Genomic DNA, 15504 nt, shown 5'->3' on the forward strand with positions numbered 1-15504 from the left:
CCCGCCCACGCACAGCGCGCCGCCGCCCGCTCCGGCGGTGGCAAACGAGACGGTGTTGTCCTGGAGGGTCCAGCAGCGGAGAAACACGTTGCTGCTCAACAGCAGGCTCCCGCTGTCGTGATAGATGGCACCCCCCGCCACCGGCTGGAAGAAGTGGCCGGACCGGACACGACAATCCTCGAAGTGGCCGTTCCACACGCGCAGGCGGCCCCCGGCGTTGTCGGTCACCAGGATGGCCCCGCCGCGGCGTTCGCCGCTGCCGGAGGGGTCGTCACCGATCTCGCTTTCCTCGAACCGCACATCATGCAGGTCCACTTCCGCCCCCCCCGTGATCCGCAGCGTGCCACCGCCGTTCAACGCACCCGCGCCGCCCAGGGCCGAGTGCCCGCCCCGCCGGAACGTGACGTCCCGAATCGTGACCTGGATCGGACCCGTGATCTTGAACACCCGCGCGATCGATTGCGCGTCAATCGTCGCCCCGCCGCCTTCCAGGGTCAGACTCCGGGTGATCTCCATATCGCCGTGCGATGGATCCAGCGCCGGGTCGTTCTCGGTATTGATCCCCTCCCACACCGTCGGGCGCTCGATCGGATGCACCGCGTTCGGCAGCAACCGGATGATCACCTCCGGGCCCGGCGCCGTCTGGTTGGCCTGCCGCACCATCCAGCGCAAGGACCCGGACACCGGATGGTACACCCCCGGCTCGCCCGGAACCTGCGTCCCCGGGATCAGCCCGTCCTGCGTGGTGCTGACCTCCAGAATCACCGGGGCGGCCATGGCCGGTGCCGCCGCCAGCAACACCGCGGGAATCACGGACCGTGCAACCGCTCGAAGTAGGGATGGGAACAGGGCTTTCATGGACGCTTCGGGTCTTCTCACCCCTTCCAAAAGCAATCCCGCCCCGTCCTTTCAGGAATTTTCTTACGCCATCCCGCCGTACCGCAATTCACGCTGGATCGACCCGGAACCCCGAATCAACCTGCCCTCCGGACCTCCACGCCCCCTCCTCGACCATGAACCCCCTCTTCCGACTGACGGCCCTCACTGTCCTCGCCGCCACCCACCTCCCCCTTCAGGCCGCCACCGCCCCACCACCCCGTTCCCGGGCCGAAATCCATCGCGTCCTCGCCCTCGCTCCGCCCGCCCCCCATACCCTCCGTCCCCTTCATATCCTGCTCGTCGCCGGCCCCAAGGACCACGGCCCCGGCGAACATGACTACCCCAAATGGCAGCGCGAATGGGCCCCGCTCCTCGCCCAGGCCGAACACGTCCGCGTCTCCACCGCCTTCCCATGGCCCACGCCGGAACAGTGGGAGGGCGTGGACCTGGCGGTCTTCTACCTCAAGACCCGTTGGGATGCCGCCCAACTCGCCGACATCAAACGCCTCCAGGACCGCGGAGGTGGCGCCGTGACCATCCACTGGGCCATCGGTTGCGACCAGCATTGCGAACGCCACGCCGACCGCTTCGGACTCTCCTACCCCGCCGCCTCCTACCGCCACGGCCCCGTCGATCTCAAACTCGCCCTCCCGGATCATCCCATCCTCCTCGGCCTCCCACGCTCCATCCCGTTCGTGGACGAACCCTACTGGCCCTTCGTCGGCGATCCGAACCGGATCCAGGTCCTCGCCACCTCCGAAGAGATGATCCATCGCGGCGATGACCGGCGCCGAAATCCAGGCGATGACACCGTCGCCACCGTCCCCGTCTTCTGGACCTTCGAGCCCCCTGACAGCCGCGGACGCGCCTTCGTCTCGATCTTTGGCCATTACATGTGGACCTTCGACGATCCCTATTTCCGCCTGCTCCTCCTCCGCGGCATGGCCTGGGCCGCCCGCGATCACCCCTACCGCTTCGATCCCCTCGCCATCGAAGGGGTCCCCCTCGCCGATTGAACCCACCAACCGCCCAACCGCCAGCCTCCGGGCCCGGCCTGACATCCCCAATCTCCCTGCAACCCGCAAGGACCCATCGTTGTTGTTGAAAGGGCGCCCAGACAAAACCCGGGCCCGGGCCGCGTCTCCATTCCCCGTAGCCGGATCCACACTCCTGTCATGCCCGCCCTCCTCATCCACCTTGGCGACACCCCGCACCGCGTCCCCCTCGCTCCCGGGATCCACATCCTGGGCAGCGACCCCGCCGCCGCCTCGGTCGTCCTCGATCATCCCTCCGTCGCCGATCGCCATTGCGCCGTGATCGTTCAGCCCGACGGACGGGTCCTCGCCCGGGACTTCGGATCGCCCGTCGGCTGCACCCTCGATGGCGAACCCTTCACCGCCGGCCCCTGGGCGCCGGCCCAGGTCCTCACCCTCGGCGACGTGCCCCTCACCCTCGAAGACGCTCCGGCTCCCGCCGCACCCGCCGCACCCGCCGCACCCGCCTTCACCCCGGCCACCCCCGTGACCCTCCGTAAGTCCGCACCTTCCCGTCCCATTCCTGTGCCGGCACCGGAAAGCCCCGACGACGCCCCTCCCGATCCCGATCTGCCCCCCTTCCCCACCGTTCTCCCGGGCGCCTTCGGCTACCCGTTCCGCGGCGATGCCTGGATCGTCATCGTCATTCTCGTGGGACTTGAACTGGTGGCCCGCATCCTGCCCGGGATCCTCCAGATCATCGGCATGCTGATCGGCCTGGTGATGGTCCTGTACGTCTTCGAACTCATCCGTGATGTGATCCAGTCCACGGTGCGCGGCGACGACGCCATGCCTGCACTGTCGAGCGTCGCCTTCGACTTCGCCGCCATGCGCGAAATGCTCGCCAGGTATGTCCTCCTGGTCATCGTGTGCTTCGGACCCGCCCTCTTTGTTCCAGCCTTTCCCAACCGCCCCGTCTGGCTGACCCCCGCCCTGCTGGCCTTGGGCGTCGCCTATTTCCCCATGGCCCTGCTCGGGTTCGCCCTCTCCGACAGCTTTGGCGCCATCAACCCGTTGTTCATCCTCCGTTCCATCGGCCGCGCCCCGCTCGCCTACGGCATCGTCGTCCTCTTCCTCGCAGCCCTGATGGGTTCCGCCTACGGAATGGGCTTGCTCACCGAAAACTGGAGAATGCCGTCGCCCGTCCAGCTCGCCATCGGCGCCCTCGTCTCCGCCACCGGCTTCTATCTCCTCCTCGTCTGGGTCCGGATCCTTGGCCTGTTCTACCGCCACCACGAGGACGACCTCGCCTGGAACCTCTAGCCGCGCCCGGTTCACGGATCGAACGGCGGCACCGGTCGCCCAAGCCGCCGCTCGAGAAACCACCGTGCCCAACGCCCAAAGAAATCGTCTTCCGGCGTCGCCAAACCCTGTCGTCGTGCGGACTCCAGGGCGATGACGTTCACGTTCTCGAGTTCCCCATTCGCACCGAACCGCTTCCCGCCAACCGCCTCCGCCAGCCCCAGAAACCAGTCGGGGACCCGCGACGGCACCGCCGGCGTGTCCCAGAACCGCAGCACCCCGTCGTTCGCCGTCGTCACCACCCCGCGCCCATCCGGACGAAACACCGCCCGGATCACCGGGCCGCCGTGGGGAAGGAATTCGCCGATGGGAAACCCCGTCGCCGCATCCCAGATCCGCGCCGTGCCATCGAACGCGCCGCTCAACAACCGCCGACCGTCCCCGTCGAAGGTCACGTTCCACACAATGCCGTCATGCCGCATCGGCCGGGAAACCGGCTGCCCCAGCACCGTGTCCCAGACCCGCACCTGCCCGTCCTCGGTGGCCGTGGCCAGCCAGCGGCCGTCCGGACTGAATCGAAGCGCCAGCACACTCCCGGAGTGCGGCAGCGGTGACAGCAACGGCCGCCCGGTCGCCGCCTCCCACAACCGGACGGTCCGGTCCGCCGAAGCACTCGCCATCCGCCGCCCCGCCGGATCGTGGGACACCGTCCAGACCCGGCTCCCGTGGGACTCCGTCTCGAAAAGAAGTTCCCCGCGCGGAATGGACCAGCCCCGGACCCGCCCATCGAAGGCCCCTGTGACGAAACGCTTCCCGTCGGGATGGACGTCCACGCTGATCGGGATGTCCGGATGGGCGAGGACGCCACTGAGCCGTTCCCCCGTGGCCGCATCCCAGACCCGTGCCGCCCGGTCGGTGGCCACGGTGACCAGAATCCGGTTGTCCGGTGTGAAGGCGACCATGGCCACCTGTTCCTCATGCATCAGCGGGGGCGTCCGTTCCGTGCCGGTCGCGGCGTCCCACAGGCGGGTGGCAAAATCGTAGGCCACCACGGCCAGGGTCGTTCCGTCGGGCGAAAGCCGCGCCAGAAAGACGGGCTTGGTGTGGACCATCGGCGGGCCATCCGGCACCCCGGTCGATGCCACCCGCCGCTGCATGGCATTCCCTGAACTGGTGTAGAGCCAGCCGCCGTCCGGACTGAAAATCGCCTCCCGGAGATCGGTGAGGGGCTCGACCCGGCGCGCCTCCGGAAGCCCCATCCGGACATCCCAAAGCTGGGCCGTGCCATCATCGGACGCCGTGGCAACCAGACGTCCCCCCGGATGAAACCGCGCCCGATGGATCGCCCCGTCGTGCTGCATCGGCTGGAGCAGCACCTCCCCGGTGGCCGCATCGGCGATGTGGGCCAATCCGTCCACGGACGCCGTCACAATCCACTTCCCGTCCGGAGAAAACGTCCCGTCCGTGAACTCCCGGGCAAACCGGAGCGGAACTCCGAGAGGACGGCCCTCGCGCAGGTCCCACACCTGCATCGGCTCCTGGTAAGGCCGCGTCAGCAGGCGATCCCCGCCCGGACTCAACGCCATCCGGATCACTTCGGACCGGCCCGTCGCCAGCTCGGACACCAGCCCTCCCGTGGCACGATCCCAGACCACGGCTTTGCCGCCTTCCCCTGACACCAGAAGGCTCCCGTCCGGCGTGATGAGGCCGCTGGCGGCCGGCTGCGAACGCTTCCACTGAGGTCCGAGGGGCAGGCCATCCTCGGCGTGCACCGTGGCGATGACCCCATCGAAGGCCGTGGTCAGGATCCCACGCCCGTCCGGGGTGAAGCGAAGCGTGCGCAACCCATCCTCCCCCTCCAGCGGACCCAGCGTTCGTTCCCCCGTGTCGGGATCGAACACAGTGAATCCATTGATGCTCGTCCGCAGTGCCAGCCGCCGCCCGTCCGGACTGAAATCCGCGATGGGCTCGTTCAAGGCCACGGCGGCAAACGCGACGGGATCCACAGCCCTCTCAGGATCGACCGCCCACAATCGGCCCTCGCCATCCTGGCCGATCCCCAGGACGCGCCGGCCATCCGGGTGGAACCGCACCAACCGGACGACATCCCGATGCTCGAAGGCGGCCAGCAGCGTTCGATCCTCCACCTTCCAGACCCGGACCCGCGCGTCCGAGGAACCGGTCACGAGAAGCCGCCCGTCCGGCGAGAAGTCGAGGTCATTGACGCTGCGTCCATGGGACAACGGGGCACCCTGGGGAAGCGGGAAGCTCCGGAAGCTGAGCATGGACAGGATGCGGGCCGCCGGCACGGACGGGTCGTGGGCCCGTCGGCCCAACCGGGCGAAGTAGGCGAGCGATTCCCCGATCCTGCCCGAGGCCGCCAGTTCCTCCGCCTTCTGCCATTCCAGGTCGTGGACATGCCGTTCGAGACGGGTGTTGGCCTGCTCGGCGGCGTTGCGCGCCCTCTGGAGGCGATAGGCGGCGGTTGTCGAAACCACGGCAATGGCGATCAGCGCCAGTGCGGCCGAGGCGACGGTGAGCGCGGCGGCGGGATGGCGCCGGACCCACTTGCGAAACCGTTCGGGCGTGGAGGCGGGCCGGGCCTGGATGGTCTCGTGCCGAAGCCAGCGTTCGAGATCCTCGGCGAGCGCCTCGGCCGAGGGGTAACGGAGCGCGGGCTCCTTTTCGAGGCACTTGAGGCACAGGGTTTCGAGGTCGGGTTCAACCTGGGGATGGAATCGCCGCGGGGGCGTCGGATCCTGTTCAAGCACCCGCCGAAGGGTCTCGATCGAGGTGGCGCCCCCAAACGGCGGACGGCCGGTCAGGAGTTCGTAGAGAATCGCGCCCAGCCCGTACACATCCGCGGCTACCGTCAGCCGGCGGGAATCGCCCCGGGCCTGCTCGGGCGCCATGTACCCCGGCGTGCCCAGCACGGCCAGCGTCCGGGTCACCCCGCTGTCCTGCTCCAGCGTCTTGGCAAGGCCGAAGTCCGTAAGGAACGCCGTGCCCTCCCCATCCAGCAGGACATTGGTCGGCTTGAGATCGCGATGGAGGATGCCCCGCTGGTGCGCGTAGTGAACGGCGCGTGCCAGGGTCGCCACCAGCCGCGCCGAGGCCCGCCGGGCGGTGCCGTCGGGAGGCGTCCCGGGCCGGGCCCATTCCCGGGCAATCCGGGCCGCCAGGGTCTCGCCCTCGACCAACCGCATGCTGAAGTATTGCTCGCCGTCCTCCGTGCCCACCTCGTGAATGGGCACGATGTTCGGGTGATCCAGCCCCGCCGCCGCCTCGGCCTCGATGCGAAACCGCTCGACGAAATCCTCGGAGGCATGCTCCCCGGCCAGAATCACCTTGAGCGCCACCGTCCGCTTCAGTTCCCGGTGGCGGGCCCGATACACGACGCCCATGCCGCCCCGCGCAATCTCAGACAGCAGATCGTAGGCACCGAACGGCCGCGGGAAGACCGCGCGGCCTTCCGCCCTTCCCGGGCCGGGCGACGTCCGGCCCACCGGCTCCAGGGCCCGCGCAAAGGCGCACGGCGCACACAATCCGGCCGGCGCACCGGACGCCACGGGCTGACGGCACACCGGACATTTCAAGCTCACGTCGGACATGGGTCCTCTGGCATCGCGTCGTTCCACCTGTTCCAAAAGGAATCCCGGCCGGCCCTTTCCCAAAAAGTGCGCTCAGCCCGCCAGCGCCCGCGCCAGATGCCGGATCTCCTCGTCCACCTCGTCCGGGTCCGCCACCGTCTGGGCGATTTCATCCCGGAACACCTCACGATACCGGACCCGCAGGCGATGGATGGCCGAGGTCACCGCCGCCACGCTCATCCCGAGACGCCGGCCCGCATCCGCATAGCTGGCCCCTTCCGGGTCCCCGAGCAGGAATTCCCTGAGACCTTCGAAGCGCGCCCCGAAGCCGGAGGCCGTGTAGTCCTCGCGCAGCCGGTCCACCACCCGGGCCAGCACCGTCCGCGCCCACTGCCGCTCGAAGTCCCGCTCCGGCGTGGCCTCATCCGCCAGTTCCCCCAACCCTTCCCCCTCGATCTCCTCCGCATCGATGGACACAAACTCGCAACCTCCCCCCCGCTTCAACCGCTGGCTGCGATCCCATTCATTGGCCAGGAAATGGTTGACCGAGGCGAGCAGGAAGGATCGAAACCGTCCCTTCGCGGGGTCCACCTGGCGGAGCCCCTCCCGGCGCAGCAGTCCCTCGAAGAACCCCTGGACCATGTCCTCGGCCTCATGCGGACCATACCCCCGGCGCCGCACGTAGCCGTAGATCGGCCGCCAGTACGCCCGGCACAACCGTTCCAGCGCGTCGGCAGCCCGCGGTGCATCCCCCACGCCCGCCTGCAGCACGACCGACCAATGCGTGGTTCGAAATTCGGCCGGGCCGATGCCGGAGGCATTCATGGATGACAAACTTGTCCAACCTCACCCGTCAGGCCGCAACCTCGAAACGGCTCCCCAGATTCGCCATTCGCCATTCGCCATTCGCCATTCGCCATTCGCCACAGGCCCCTATCCCCGGATCAACCGGCGCAACGCGAGCACGTTCAGCAGCGCCTTGGGCGCCACCGAAGGCAGATGCAGATACTCGGGAACCTTCGAGCCGTCCGCGCTTCGCTCGGAACAGTGGTCATGCTCCCCGTACGGGCCCAGACCGTCCAGGGTCGGCACCCGTCCGCAGAGCCAGTTTCCGTCGCTCAATCCCCCGCGTTCCTGACGGTCCAACCCCGCCCCCAATCCCATCGCCACCGAGTTCCAGATCGTGAACAGCCCTTCCGTCCCGTCGTTCCTCGGCCAGGGCGGGTTCTCCGTCAGCACCTCCATCCGCACCCGGCAGCGGTGTCCGTCCGAGACGCTCGCCACGTCGCCTTCGCCCGCCATCCTCCGCAACGCCTCGATCCCCGCCCTCAACACGTCCGGACGGAACGCCCGCAACTCGACCTCCGCCTCCGCCCAATGCGGCACCCGGTTCACCGCCCCTCCGCCCTCCACCCTTCCGACATTGACCGTCAGTTCCCTCCCGTAATCCGTGAGGCCCGCGATCCGGTCCACCAGCCGGCCCAACTGCGTGATCGCGTTCGCCCCGTCTGCATGCCGGACCCCCGCGTGCGCCCCCCGCCCCTCGACCGTCATCCGCACCGTCGCACGTCCCTTCCGGGCCACCACCAGCGACGGGCGCCCGTTCGGCCGACCCTCCGCCTCGAACACCAGCGCCGCGCAGGTCCGGTCCGGGTCCAGTCGCGCCTGGCTGACCTCGGCGAAATGTTCGGAAAGCGTCTCCTCCGAGGCATCCCACATCGCCACCCAGGTCACCGCCTCGAACGCCTCCGGGTCACCCTCCGCCAGCGCGCTCAGCACCAGGTGCATCATCGCCGACCCCCCCTTGATGTCGATCGTCCCCGGTCCATAGGCCCGGTCCCCTTCCACCTGCCACCGGAACCCGTTCCGCTCCTCCTCGTCCTCCTCGAAGACCGTGTCGAGATGCGACACCAGCGCCACCGTCCGGTCGCTCCGCCCGCGTCGCGTCAGCACCAGATGATCGCCCAACGCCGGATCCGCGTGCGGCACGAAATCCGCCTCGAACCCCAGCGGCCGGAACGCCTCCGCCGTCAACCGCCCCAGCCGCGCCACCCCGGCCCGGTTCGATGTGTGGCTGTTCACCCCCACCCAGGATCGAAGCAATTCCAGCATCCCTGGCAGACGTCGCTCGATCCGTCCCCGCCACTCACGCAATTCGTTGTCCATGCATCTCCTCCGTCCCGGCCTCCGTTTGGGCCCCGCCACGCATACCATTCACCCCGCCGCACCGCGATCAATGATCTCGTGCACGGTTGGTGGCGGGAGCGGACACGGGGGCGGGTGGACCCATACGTTCGACCAGGAACCACCGAGCCCAGCGCGTATAGGCGTCGTTGCCCTTGTCTGTGACAAGGTGATGGCGCAGGCGGGCGATGATGTCGGTCGGGGCCAGGGCAATCTGGCCGTCTGGCATCCAGCGAAACCCAGCGACCGCTTCGATCAATTCGACGAACCACGGCGGCGGTGGACCGGGCGCCGGGAATACTTCCCAGATTCTGGCTCGTTCACCGCCGAAGGTCAGAAGCCGATTTCCGTCCGGACTAAAGGAGACGCGCAGAACGCCCGAGGGATGGCGAAGGGGCTCAGTCAAGGGAAAGCCGGACTCGGCACTCCACAGACGGGCGGTGCGATCCAGCGAACCGGTTGCGACGATGCGTCCGTCGGGGCTGAAGCGCCCGATCCAGGTGGGCTGCGCGTGTTCCATGAGGGGAGTGACAGGATCTCCGGTTGCCGCGTCCCACACTCGCGCGCTGCCATCCGAAGCGGTCGTCAGGACTCGGCTTCCGTCGGGGCTGAAACAGGAGGATAGAACTTCACCCTCGTGGCGTAGCGGCTTGGCGATGGGGATTCCGGTGGCGGGATTCCAAATCCGGGCCGTTCGATCGGCAGAGGCGGTGACGAGGTGCCTGCCGTCGGGGCTGAAGGATATACCCCAGACGATCCCGCGATGACGCAGTGGAGGTCCTAGTTGACGTCCATCTTCAAGGCTCCAGAAGAGGACGGTTCCGCCGGCGTGGGCGGAGGCAAATCGGGCGCCACGGGGGTCGAAGGCAAGGCTGGTGACTTCGCCGGTGCCTCGACATGGGGCTTCGACTAGTGAGCCCGTGGTGGAATCAGCGATTCGCGCAAAGCCTTCGCTATCGCCGGTCACGACCCGGCGACCGTCAGGGGAGAACCTGGCGACCATCACATCCGGTGGGACGATCCAATCGACGACGGGCCGGCCGGTCGCCGCATCCCAGATTTGGATTCTGCCGTCGAGTCCGGCGGCGAGGATGCGGTCGCCGTTCGGAGAGAATGAGGCGCGCCAGATGTGCGGTTCTTTGAGATGTCGCGGTAACTCCAGATCGGGACCAATGGATTCGCCGGTGTGCGAGTCGCAGAGGCGGAGCGCGTCGGTACGGACGCTGACGAGGACACACGTTCCAGCGGAATTGAACTCGGCTTCGACAGCTCTACCAACGGTGGGTGGTAACATGAGTTGGGATGGCGCTCGCATTCGCAAGTCCCACAGTCGCGCCATCCCATCCTGGGATCCGGTCACCATTCGGAATCCGGTGGGGTCGAGGTCGAGGCAGGACACCGGGGCTTGATGGTCGATCGGCTCCAACAGCGGAACGAGGTCATGAGCCTCATACACTCGCGCCATGCCGAATTGGCTATAGGAGGCGGCCACCGAGTCGTTGGCACTCACCCGGAATCCGCCCCTGCCTTTCTCGCCTTCGCGGGCGGTGGCTACGATTTCCAGCGTGTCGGCGTTCCACAGTCTTGGCCAATCAAAATAGGATTCGGAGGCGAATCGGCGGCCATCGGCTGTGAAAGTGATCTTCTCAATCTGGGCCGGGCTCGGCACGGAATGGACGGTGGCCTTCGCAGCGGTGCGAAATGGCCAGGCCACCAGTCGCTGCGAATTGAAGACGACGATGAAGATCCGATGCCCGTCGGGCGCGAAGGCAAGTCGGTCGGGCAGCTCTGTGAAGTCATTCAGCGTGGCCATGGTTCGGCCTTCGAGGGCATCCAGGATCCATACTTCACGATTGAGGAGGATCACTCCTACGACCCCCGCGGCGCGGGACTGATCCGCGTCCCGCACGGCGGCAGGCAAGGTGCGAGGTGCCCCGATCGGTTGGCCGGATTCGAGGTCCCAAAGAGTTAGGGTGGCGTCGTCCTCGAAGGCAAAGAGCGTTCGGTCGTCACCCGCGACAATACCTGCCGGGAACTCCCTTCGGCCGGGTCGTTCGAGGATCAGGTGGCCGGTTTCGGCGTCGAGGACGCGAAGGAAGTGTTCTTTCGATTCGAGGATCAGGCGACGTTCGCCGCAGGCGAACTCGGCCTTGGTGATTTCGACGGAGTGAGTCCAACGCCGGATTTCGTGACCGGAGGACGTATCCCACAGGCAGGCGATACCGTCGACGGAGGCGGTCAGGACGCGGCTGGCGTCCGCGTTGAAGCGGACGGACTGCACGGGTCCGTCATGGACGAGGCGGGGCGCCGCCGGGAGGGCGAAGTTGTTCAGGGTCAGCATTGAGAGGACTCGTGCCGCTGCTTCAGCGTCCTGCGGGTTTTCCCGGAGGACCCGTGCGAACCAGAGGAGGGCGCGATACCGCTGATTGTCGGCGACGAATTCCTCAGCTTTCTCCCACTCGAGGCGGCGGACGATTTGGGCGAGGCGTTGATTGGCCCGGTCGGTTTCGGTCTTGGCGTGGGCGACGCGGATCGATACCCAGGTTCCGACGATGGCGGAGACGGTCAAGGCGAGGGCGAGCAGCAGTCCGAGGCTCGCGACAAGCGGGTTGCGCTGGATCCATTTCCCGGCGCGATAGCCTGCATTGGGGGGCCGGGCGAGGATGGGTTCACCGCGAAGGTAGCGGCGGATCTCCATGGCGAGCCCGTTGGCCGTTGCGTAGCGAAGGTTTCGATCCTTCTGGAGAGACTTGAGGACGATCCAGTCGAGGTCGGCTGGGAATGACGTGAAGGAAGGCCGACGGCGGGGAGTATCGGGGTCGCCGGCGAGGCCCCGCAGGCGAAGCGAGGGTTTGACGGGCTCGCGTTCGCGGATGATCCGGCACATGCCCTCCAGTCCGGCGCGAAGGAGTTCCTGCTGGTCGAACGGCGTGACTCCTGTGAGGAGTTCATAGAGGAGGACGCCGAGGCTGTAGATGTCGCTTCGAGTGTCCACCCCCTTGGCACCGGTCAGGACATGCTCCGGACTGATGTAGGCTGGTGTCCCGATGAATTGGTGCAGGGTGGTGGCAGGCTGGGATAGATCGGACAAGGACGGTTGAGTGGCCTTGGCGATGCCAAAATCGATGATTTTTAGGATCGGATGATCGTCCCCCGTGGACACGAGGATATTTGTCGGTTTAAGGTCTCGGTGGATGATCCCCTTTTGGTGGGCGTGTTGGACGCCGTCACATGCTTGAATGAAGAGATGGAGGCGTTCACGAATACCCAGGCGATGCCGCGTGGAAAACGTCGTGATCGGCTCGCCGGAGATCAATTCCATGACGAAGAACGGGCGGCCGGAGCGGGTTTGTCCGGCATCGAAGATCTTGGCGATATTCGGATGATCCATCAGGGCCAGCGTCTGGCGTTCGGTCTCAAAGCGGTTGATGACCCGTTCGGAATCCATCCCCGACTTGAGAATCTTTACCGCAACGCAGCGTTTGACGGGCCGGTCCTGGTTGGCGAGGTAAACGGTTCCGAAGCCCCCTTCGCCCAGCTTGGTTAGGAGTCGGTAATGTCCGAGGCAGGCGTGTTCGAGGTCGGGATCGTCGGCGAGTGGAAAGGGTTCCGGGGAGTCGGCCGGGGCGCCAAGGCTGGCGAGCCACGCGAACAAGCGAGCCTTGAGGGCGTGTTTCCCAGAGCAGGTTTGATGAATGTATGCCGCCCGATCCCCAGGCGTTGTGATGGCGATGAGTTCGGCCTTCAGGTCCTCGTCGATTGGCCGCAATCCATAACCGAGCAGGCAGGCGGGGCAGGCGTGGGCGTCCGCAAACGGCGGAAGCGACGAACCGCAAACCGAGCAGAGGGATGTGTCTGCCATGGATTGGCAGAACCGTGGAACCACCTGTAGGCGCTTGACGAGAGGATTCATGCCCCCGGCGCGCGCTGTGCGGCGCGCCGGGGGCGTGTCGCTCTACTTCACGAACACCCCGATTCAGGGGACCGCGATGGACAAAGGCGTGCCCAACCGGGGGCGCGGTTGTCAGGAACAAAGGGCCTGCAACTGAGGCGGGATGGGAATATGTGCCTTCCCAGCTTCCTGCACCGCAAAGCAGATGGCCTTTTTGGCCGCGTGGGCGAGGCAATCGTGACACTTGTCGAAGTACCCGACGGCCGCCGCCACGCAGGCTGGAAGATCCTCGGGGAATCCCACTGGATCACAAGGGCCGGCGACCAAGGCGGCGCCGCTGACCCCGCATTTGATACTGTCGATGACACTGCAATGCAGTGGTTGGATGTGGCGCGTCCGGGTCACGGAGCCGGAGGCGTGTCGAAGGATGGGTCTGGCTTGTAGGGGTAGTCTCATGGTTTTTCTTTGTTTCCGGCCTTCGCGGGACCTCCGGCCGGGGGTGAGGGCATGTCGGATTGGGGCATGCTCTTTAACGCCTCCCGCGGGCGATCGGTGGGATCAGTAAACCTCCCAATGGCGCGGGCGTCCAACCGTGACCGGGACGATGTCGCTGACGTCGATGGTGAAGCGGTGCACGCGACGGGCCTGCTCGAGGCGGCGCGAGGGATGGAAGAAGGTGAGTTTGACGTCCCAGCAGTCGGACCCCGGGCGGCAGATGACACTTCGCTCCACCTCGATGCAGTCGAGCTTGAAGCCGCCCTCGATGGCCGAGCGGAAGACCGTTTGAACCTGGAAGGCATTCGTGGCGGCGTAATTCATCGCTCGATCCGCTGAGGTCACCCCCAGGTTCCGAACTTCGTAATACACGCGCTCGAGAAAACGGGAGATGCCGGAGGTCTGCTCGGCGTGGTGTTCGGCTTCGTCCTTCTTTTTGGGTGCGGGACCGAGGACTGAATCGACCAGGGCGCCCGTAGACCAGTTGTACATGCCGCGAACCTCCGGGACGATCGCGGGGACGACCGGTCCGCTCAGAAGGCGCGCGCCGCCTGGCAGCACACCCGGGATGGACACGCGTTCGATGCCTTCGGCGAGTTGGGCCTTGAGGAATTCGCGCAGGCGCAGGTAGCCCTCGGTGGCGAAGGGACCGGCTGGTTTGACGGCATAAATCGGTGTGGCGTCCACGTTGAGTGTCCAGATGACACTGGACGCGAGGGCAGGTTCGGCCTCGACTGCCGCGAGCCACTGCCCCGGGTCCTGAACGTTCTTGCCGGTCTGCTGGAGCAGTGAATCCCGACGCGCCTCGGAACCGAAGTCGTAACCGATCTGGCCAAGGACATAGACGAGCGCGGGAGCACCGCCGCACGCGCAACTGCACGCGCAGCCAGCAGGTTGAATTCCAGCAGCCGGTTCCGCCTCGCGCATCGCGTGGGCGGGTGCGGAGGGGGATCCCGGGAGAGTCCGTGGCCCGGGGGGCTCGGTGTTCACGATTGGGGTGGCGACGGTGTCGCCGTGGGTGGATTCGTTTGCTTCGGACATGACGGGCACCTTTCTGTTGGTTCGTGCTTGGTTCGATCTGCTTTCCAGAGGTTGAACGCCGTGAAAGCGCAAGTAACGGGTTGGAGGTTCGAATGCTGGCGCGCGGCGCGTTCCGGTGTCGGCGAGAATTCGGGCGAGGGCGGCGGCGGGATTGAGACGTCCGGCGAACCATCGCCGGCAATCCCGCGCGGTCCGGGGATCACAACGATCGGCGGTTTCGAGGAGGACGGTGCGGATCGTCGCGGAGTTTGGAGCGAGACCTCGTTGGAGCTGGATGCTCAGGAGCAGTGCGGCGACGCCGGCGACGCGCGGCGCGGCATAACTCGAACCGCTGCGCTCGTCGGTTCCACCCCCGGGGAGGGCCCCGCGAACCCTCGTGCCGGGGGCTAGCACACCCTGGACCCGATAGGTGGCGCCCCAGTTGTTGGAATCGACAGGCTCGCCGTGTTCGTCGGCGGCGCCGACGGCGAGGACGCCGGGGAGGGCGGCCGGGACCTGGTCCTCCGGGTCGCCATCATTACCGGCGGCGGCGACCACCAGGACACCACGATCGATGGCGCGCCTGATGGCGTTGGCGAGCAGGGGGTCCGCGGTGCGTCTTGAGCCGGGCTCGCCGCCGCTGATGTTGATGACGTGGGCGCCGTGTTCCGTGGCGAGATCGACGGCGCGCGCAAGGTCAAGTTGCGAACAGGTGGCTCCTCCCTCGGGTGTCGCGCGGTAGATCGGAATGATCAGGCCGCGACAACGAGGCGCGACGCCAGGAACGGGACTTCCCGGCTGACCGAAGATCAAGCTGGCAATGTGGGTGCCGTGATCGGCGGCTCCGACGTCCGACCCGAGAGTGGTCAGGGCGTTGAGGACAGTGAGGTCGGCTCCCTCGAAACCGGGATGGCGCCGATCGATGGGTCCGTCGAGGACCGCGACAACGATGCGGGCGTCTCCGATTGATATACGCCACAAGGGTTCGAGCGCATTCATCGCTGCTTCGGAAAGGAATCGTCATCCTGATTAGTAGGAAGCGGTGCATTTGTTACACGCGCTCCAGATTCGGGGTGCGATGTAACAGATCGCGGAGGACGCACTAATCTGTTGGAGAGGACCTGCCGGTCCTGTGAAGGGGTTGGCTGCCGGATCTCACCGTATGAAC

General features: G+C 66.8%; 7 protein-coding genes. 2 read left to right on the forward strand and 5 right to left on the reverse strand.

All coding sequences use genetic code 11. The features are described from left to right. Nucleotides 1–1013: 1013 nt before the first annotated feature. Both KF833_06635 and KF833_06640 read left to right on the forward strand, forming a co-directional pair. Nucleotides 1014–1895, forward strand: coding sequence for a ThuA domain-containing protein (locus KF833_06635; protein ID MBX3744969.1), 882 nt, complete (start codon nt 1014–1016; stop codon nt 1893–1895). A 159-nt stretch (nt 1896–2054) separates the two neighbouring features. Then, the gene (locus tag KF833_06640) at nt 2055–3176 is read left to right on the forward strand and encodes an FHA domain-containing protein (GenBank protein ID MBX3744970.1); all 1122 of its coding nucleotides are present in this window, start codon (nt 2055–2057) and stop codon (nt 3174–3176) included. 11 nt (nt 3177–3187) lie between these two features. On the opposite strand, the gene KF833_06645 is transcribed toward KF833_06640, so the two are convergent. The 5 genes from KF833_06645 to KF833_06665 all read right to left on the reverse strand — a co-directional run bounded on the left by KF833_06645 (nt 3188) and on the right by KF833_06665 (nt 15335). Continuing rightward, a complete protein-coding gene (locus tag KF833_06645) occupies nt 3188–6766 on the reverse strand; it encodes a protein kinase (GenBank protein ID MBX3744971.1) in 3579 nt (1192 codons plus the stop codon). A 72-nt stretch (nt 6767–6838) separates the two neighbouring features. Continuing rightward, nucleotides 6839–7570: a sigma-70 family RNA polymerase sigma factor gene (locus KF833_06650; GenBank protein MBX3744972.1), complete on the reverse strand. Its 732-nt coding sequence runs from the start codon at nt 7568–7570 to the stop codon at nt 6839–6841. A 108-nt stretch (nt 7571–7678) separates the two neighbouring features. Further along, entirely contained in the window at nt 7679–8911 is a 1233-nt protein-coding gene (locus KF833_06655) for a M20/M25/M40 family metallo-hydrolase (protein MBX3744973.1), read from the reverse strand. Between the two features lie 67 nt (nt 8912–8978). Next, entirely contained in the window at nt 8979–12791 is a 3813-nt protein-coding gene (locus KF833_06660) for a protein kinase (GenBank protein ID MBX3744974.1), read from the reverse strand. Nucleotides 12792–13379: 588 nt separating this feature from the next. Next, complete coding sequence (locus KF833_06665; protein MBX3744975.1) at nt 13380–15335, reverse strand: PatA/PatG family cyanobactin maturation protease; 1956 nt, start codon at nt 15333–15335, stop codon at nt 13380–13382. Nucleotides 15336–15504: the final 169 nt, after the last annotated feature.

The organism is Verrucomicrobiia bacterium, assembly GCA_019634625.1.
GTDB lineage: Bacteria > Verrucomicrobiota > Verrucomicrobiia > Limisphaerales > CAIMTB01 > CAIMTB01.

Excerpts from the sequence above, each read along its gene's own strand:
- KF833_06640 (MBX3744970.1), top strand. The coding sequence starts at position 2,055 with ATGCCCGCCCTCCTCATCCACCTTGGCGACACCCCGCACCGCGTCCCC.
- KF833_06645 (MBX3744971.1), bottom strand. The coding sequence starts at position 6,766 with ATGTCCGACGTGAGCTTGAAATGTCCGGTGTGCCGTCAGCCCGTGGCG.
- KF833_06655 (MBX3744973.1), bottom strand. The coding sequence starts at position 8,911 with ATGGACAACGAATTGCGTGAGTGGCGGGGACGGATCGAGCGACGTCTG.
- KF833_06635 (MBX3744969.1), top strand. The coding sequence starts at position 1,014 with ATGAACCCCCTCTTCCGACTGACGGCCCTCACTGTCCTCGCCGCCACC.
- KF833_06665 (MBX3744975.1), bottom strand. The coding sequence starts at position 15,335 with ATGAATGCGCTCGAACCCTTGTGGCGTATATCAATCGGAGACGCCCGC.
- KF833_06650 (MBX3744972.1), bottom strand. The coding sequence starts at position 7,570 with ATGAATGCCTCCGGCATCGGCCCGGCCGAATTTCGAACCACGCATTGG.
- KF833_06660 (MBX3744974.1), bottom strand. The coding sequence starts at position 12,791 with ATGGCAGACACATCCCTCTGCTCGGTTTGCGGTTCGTCGCTTCCGCCG.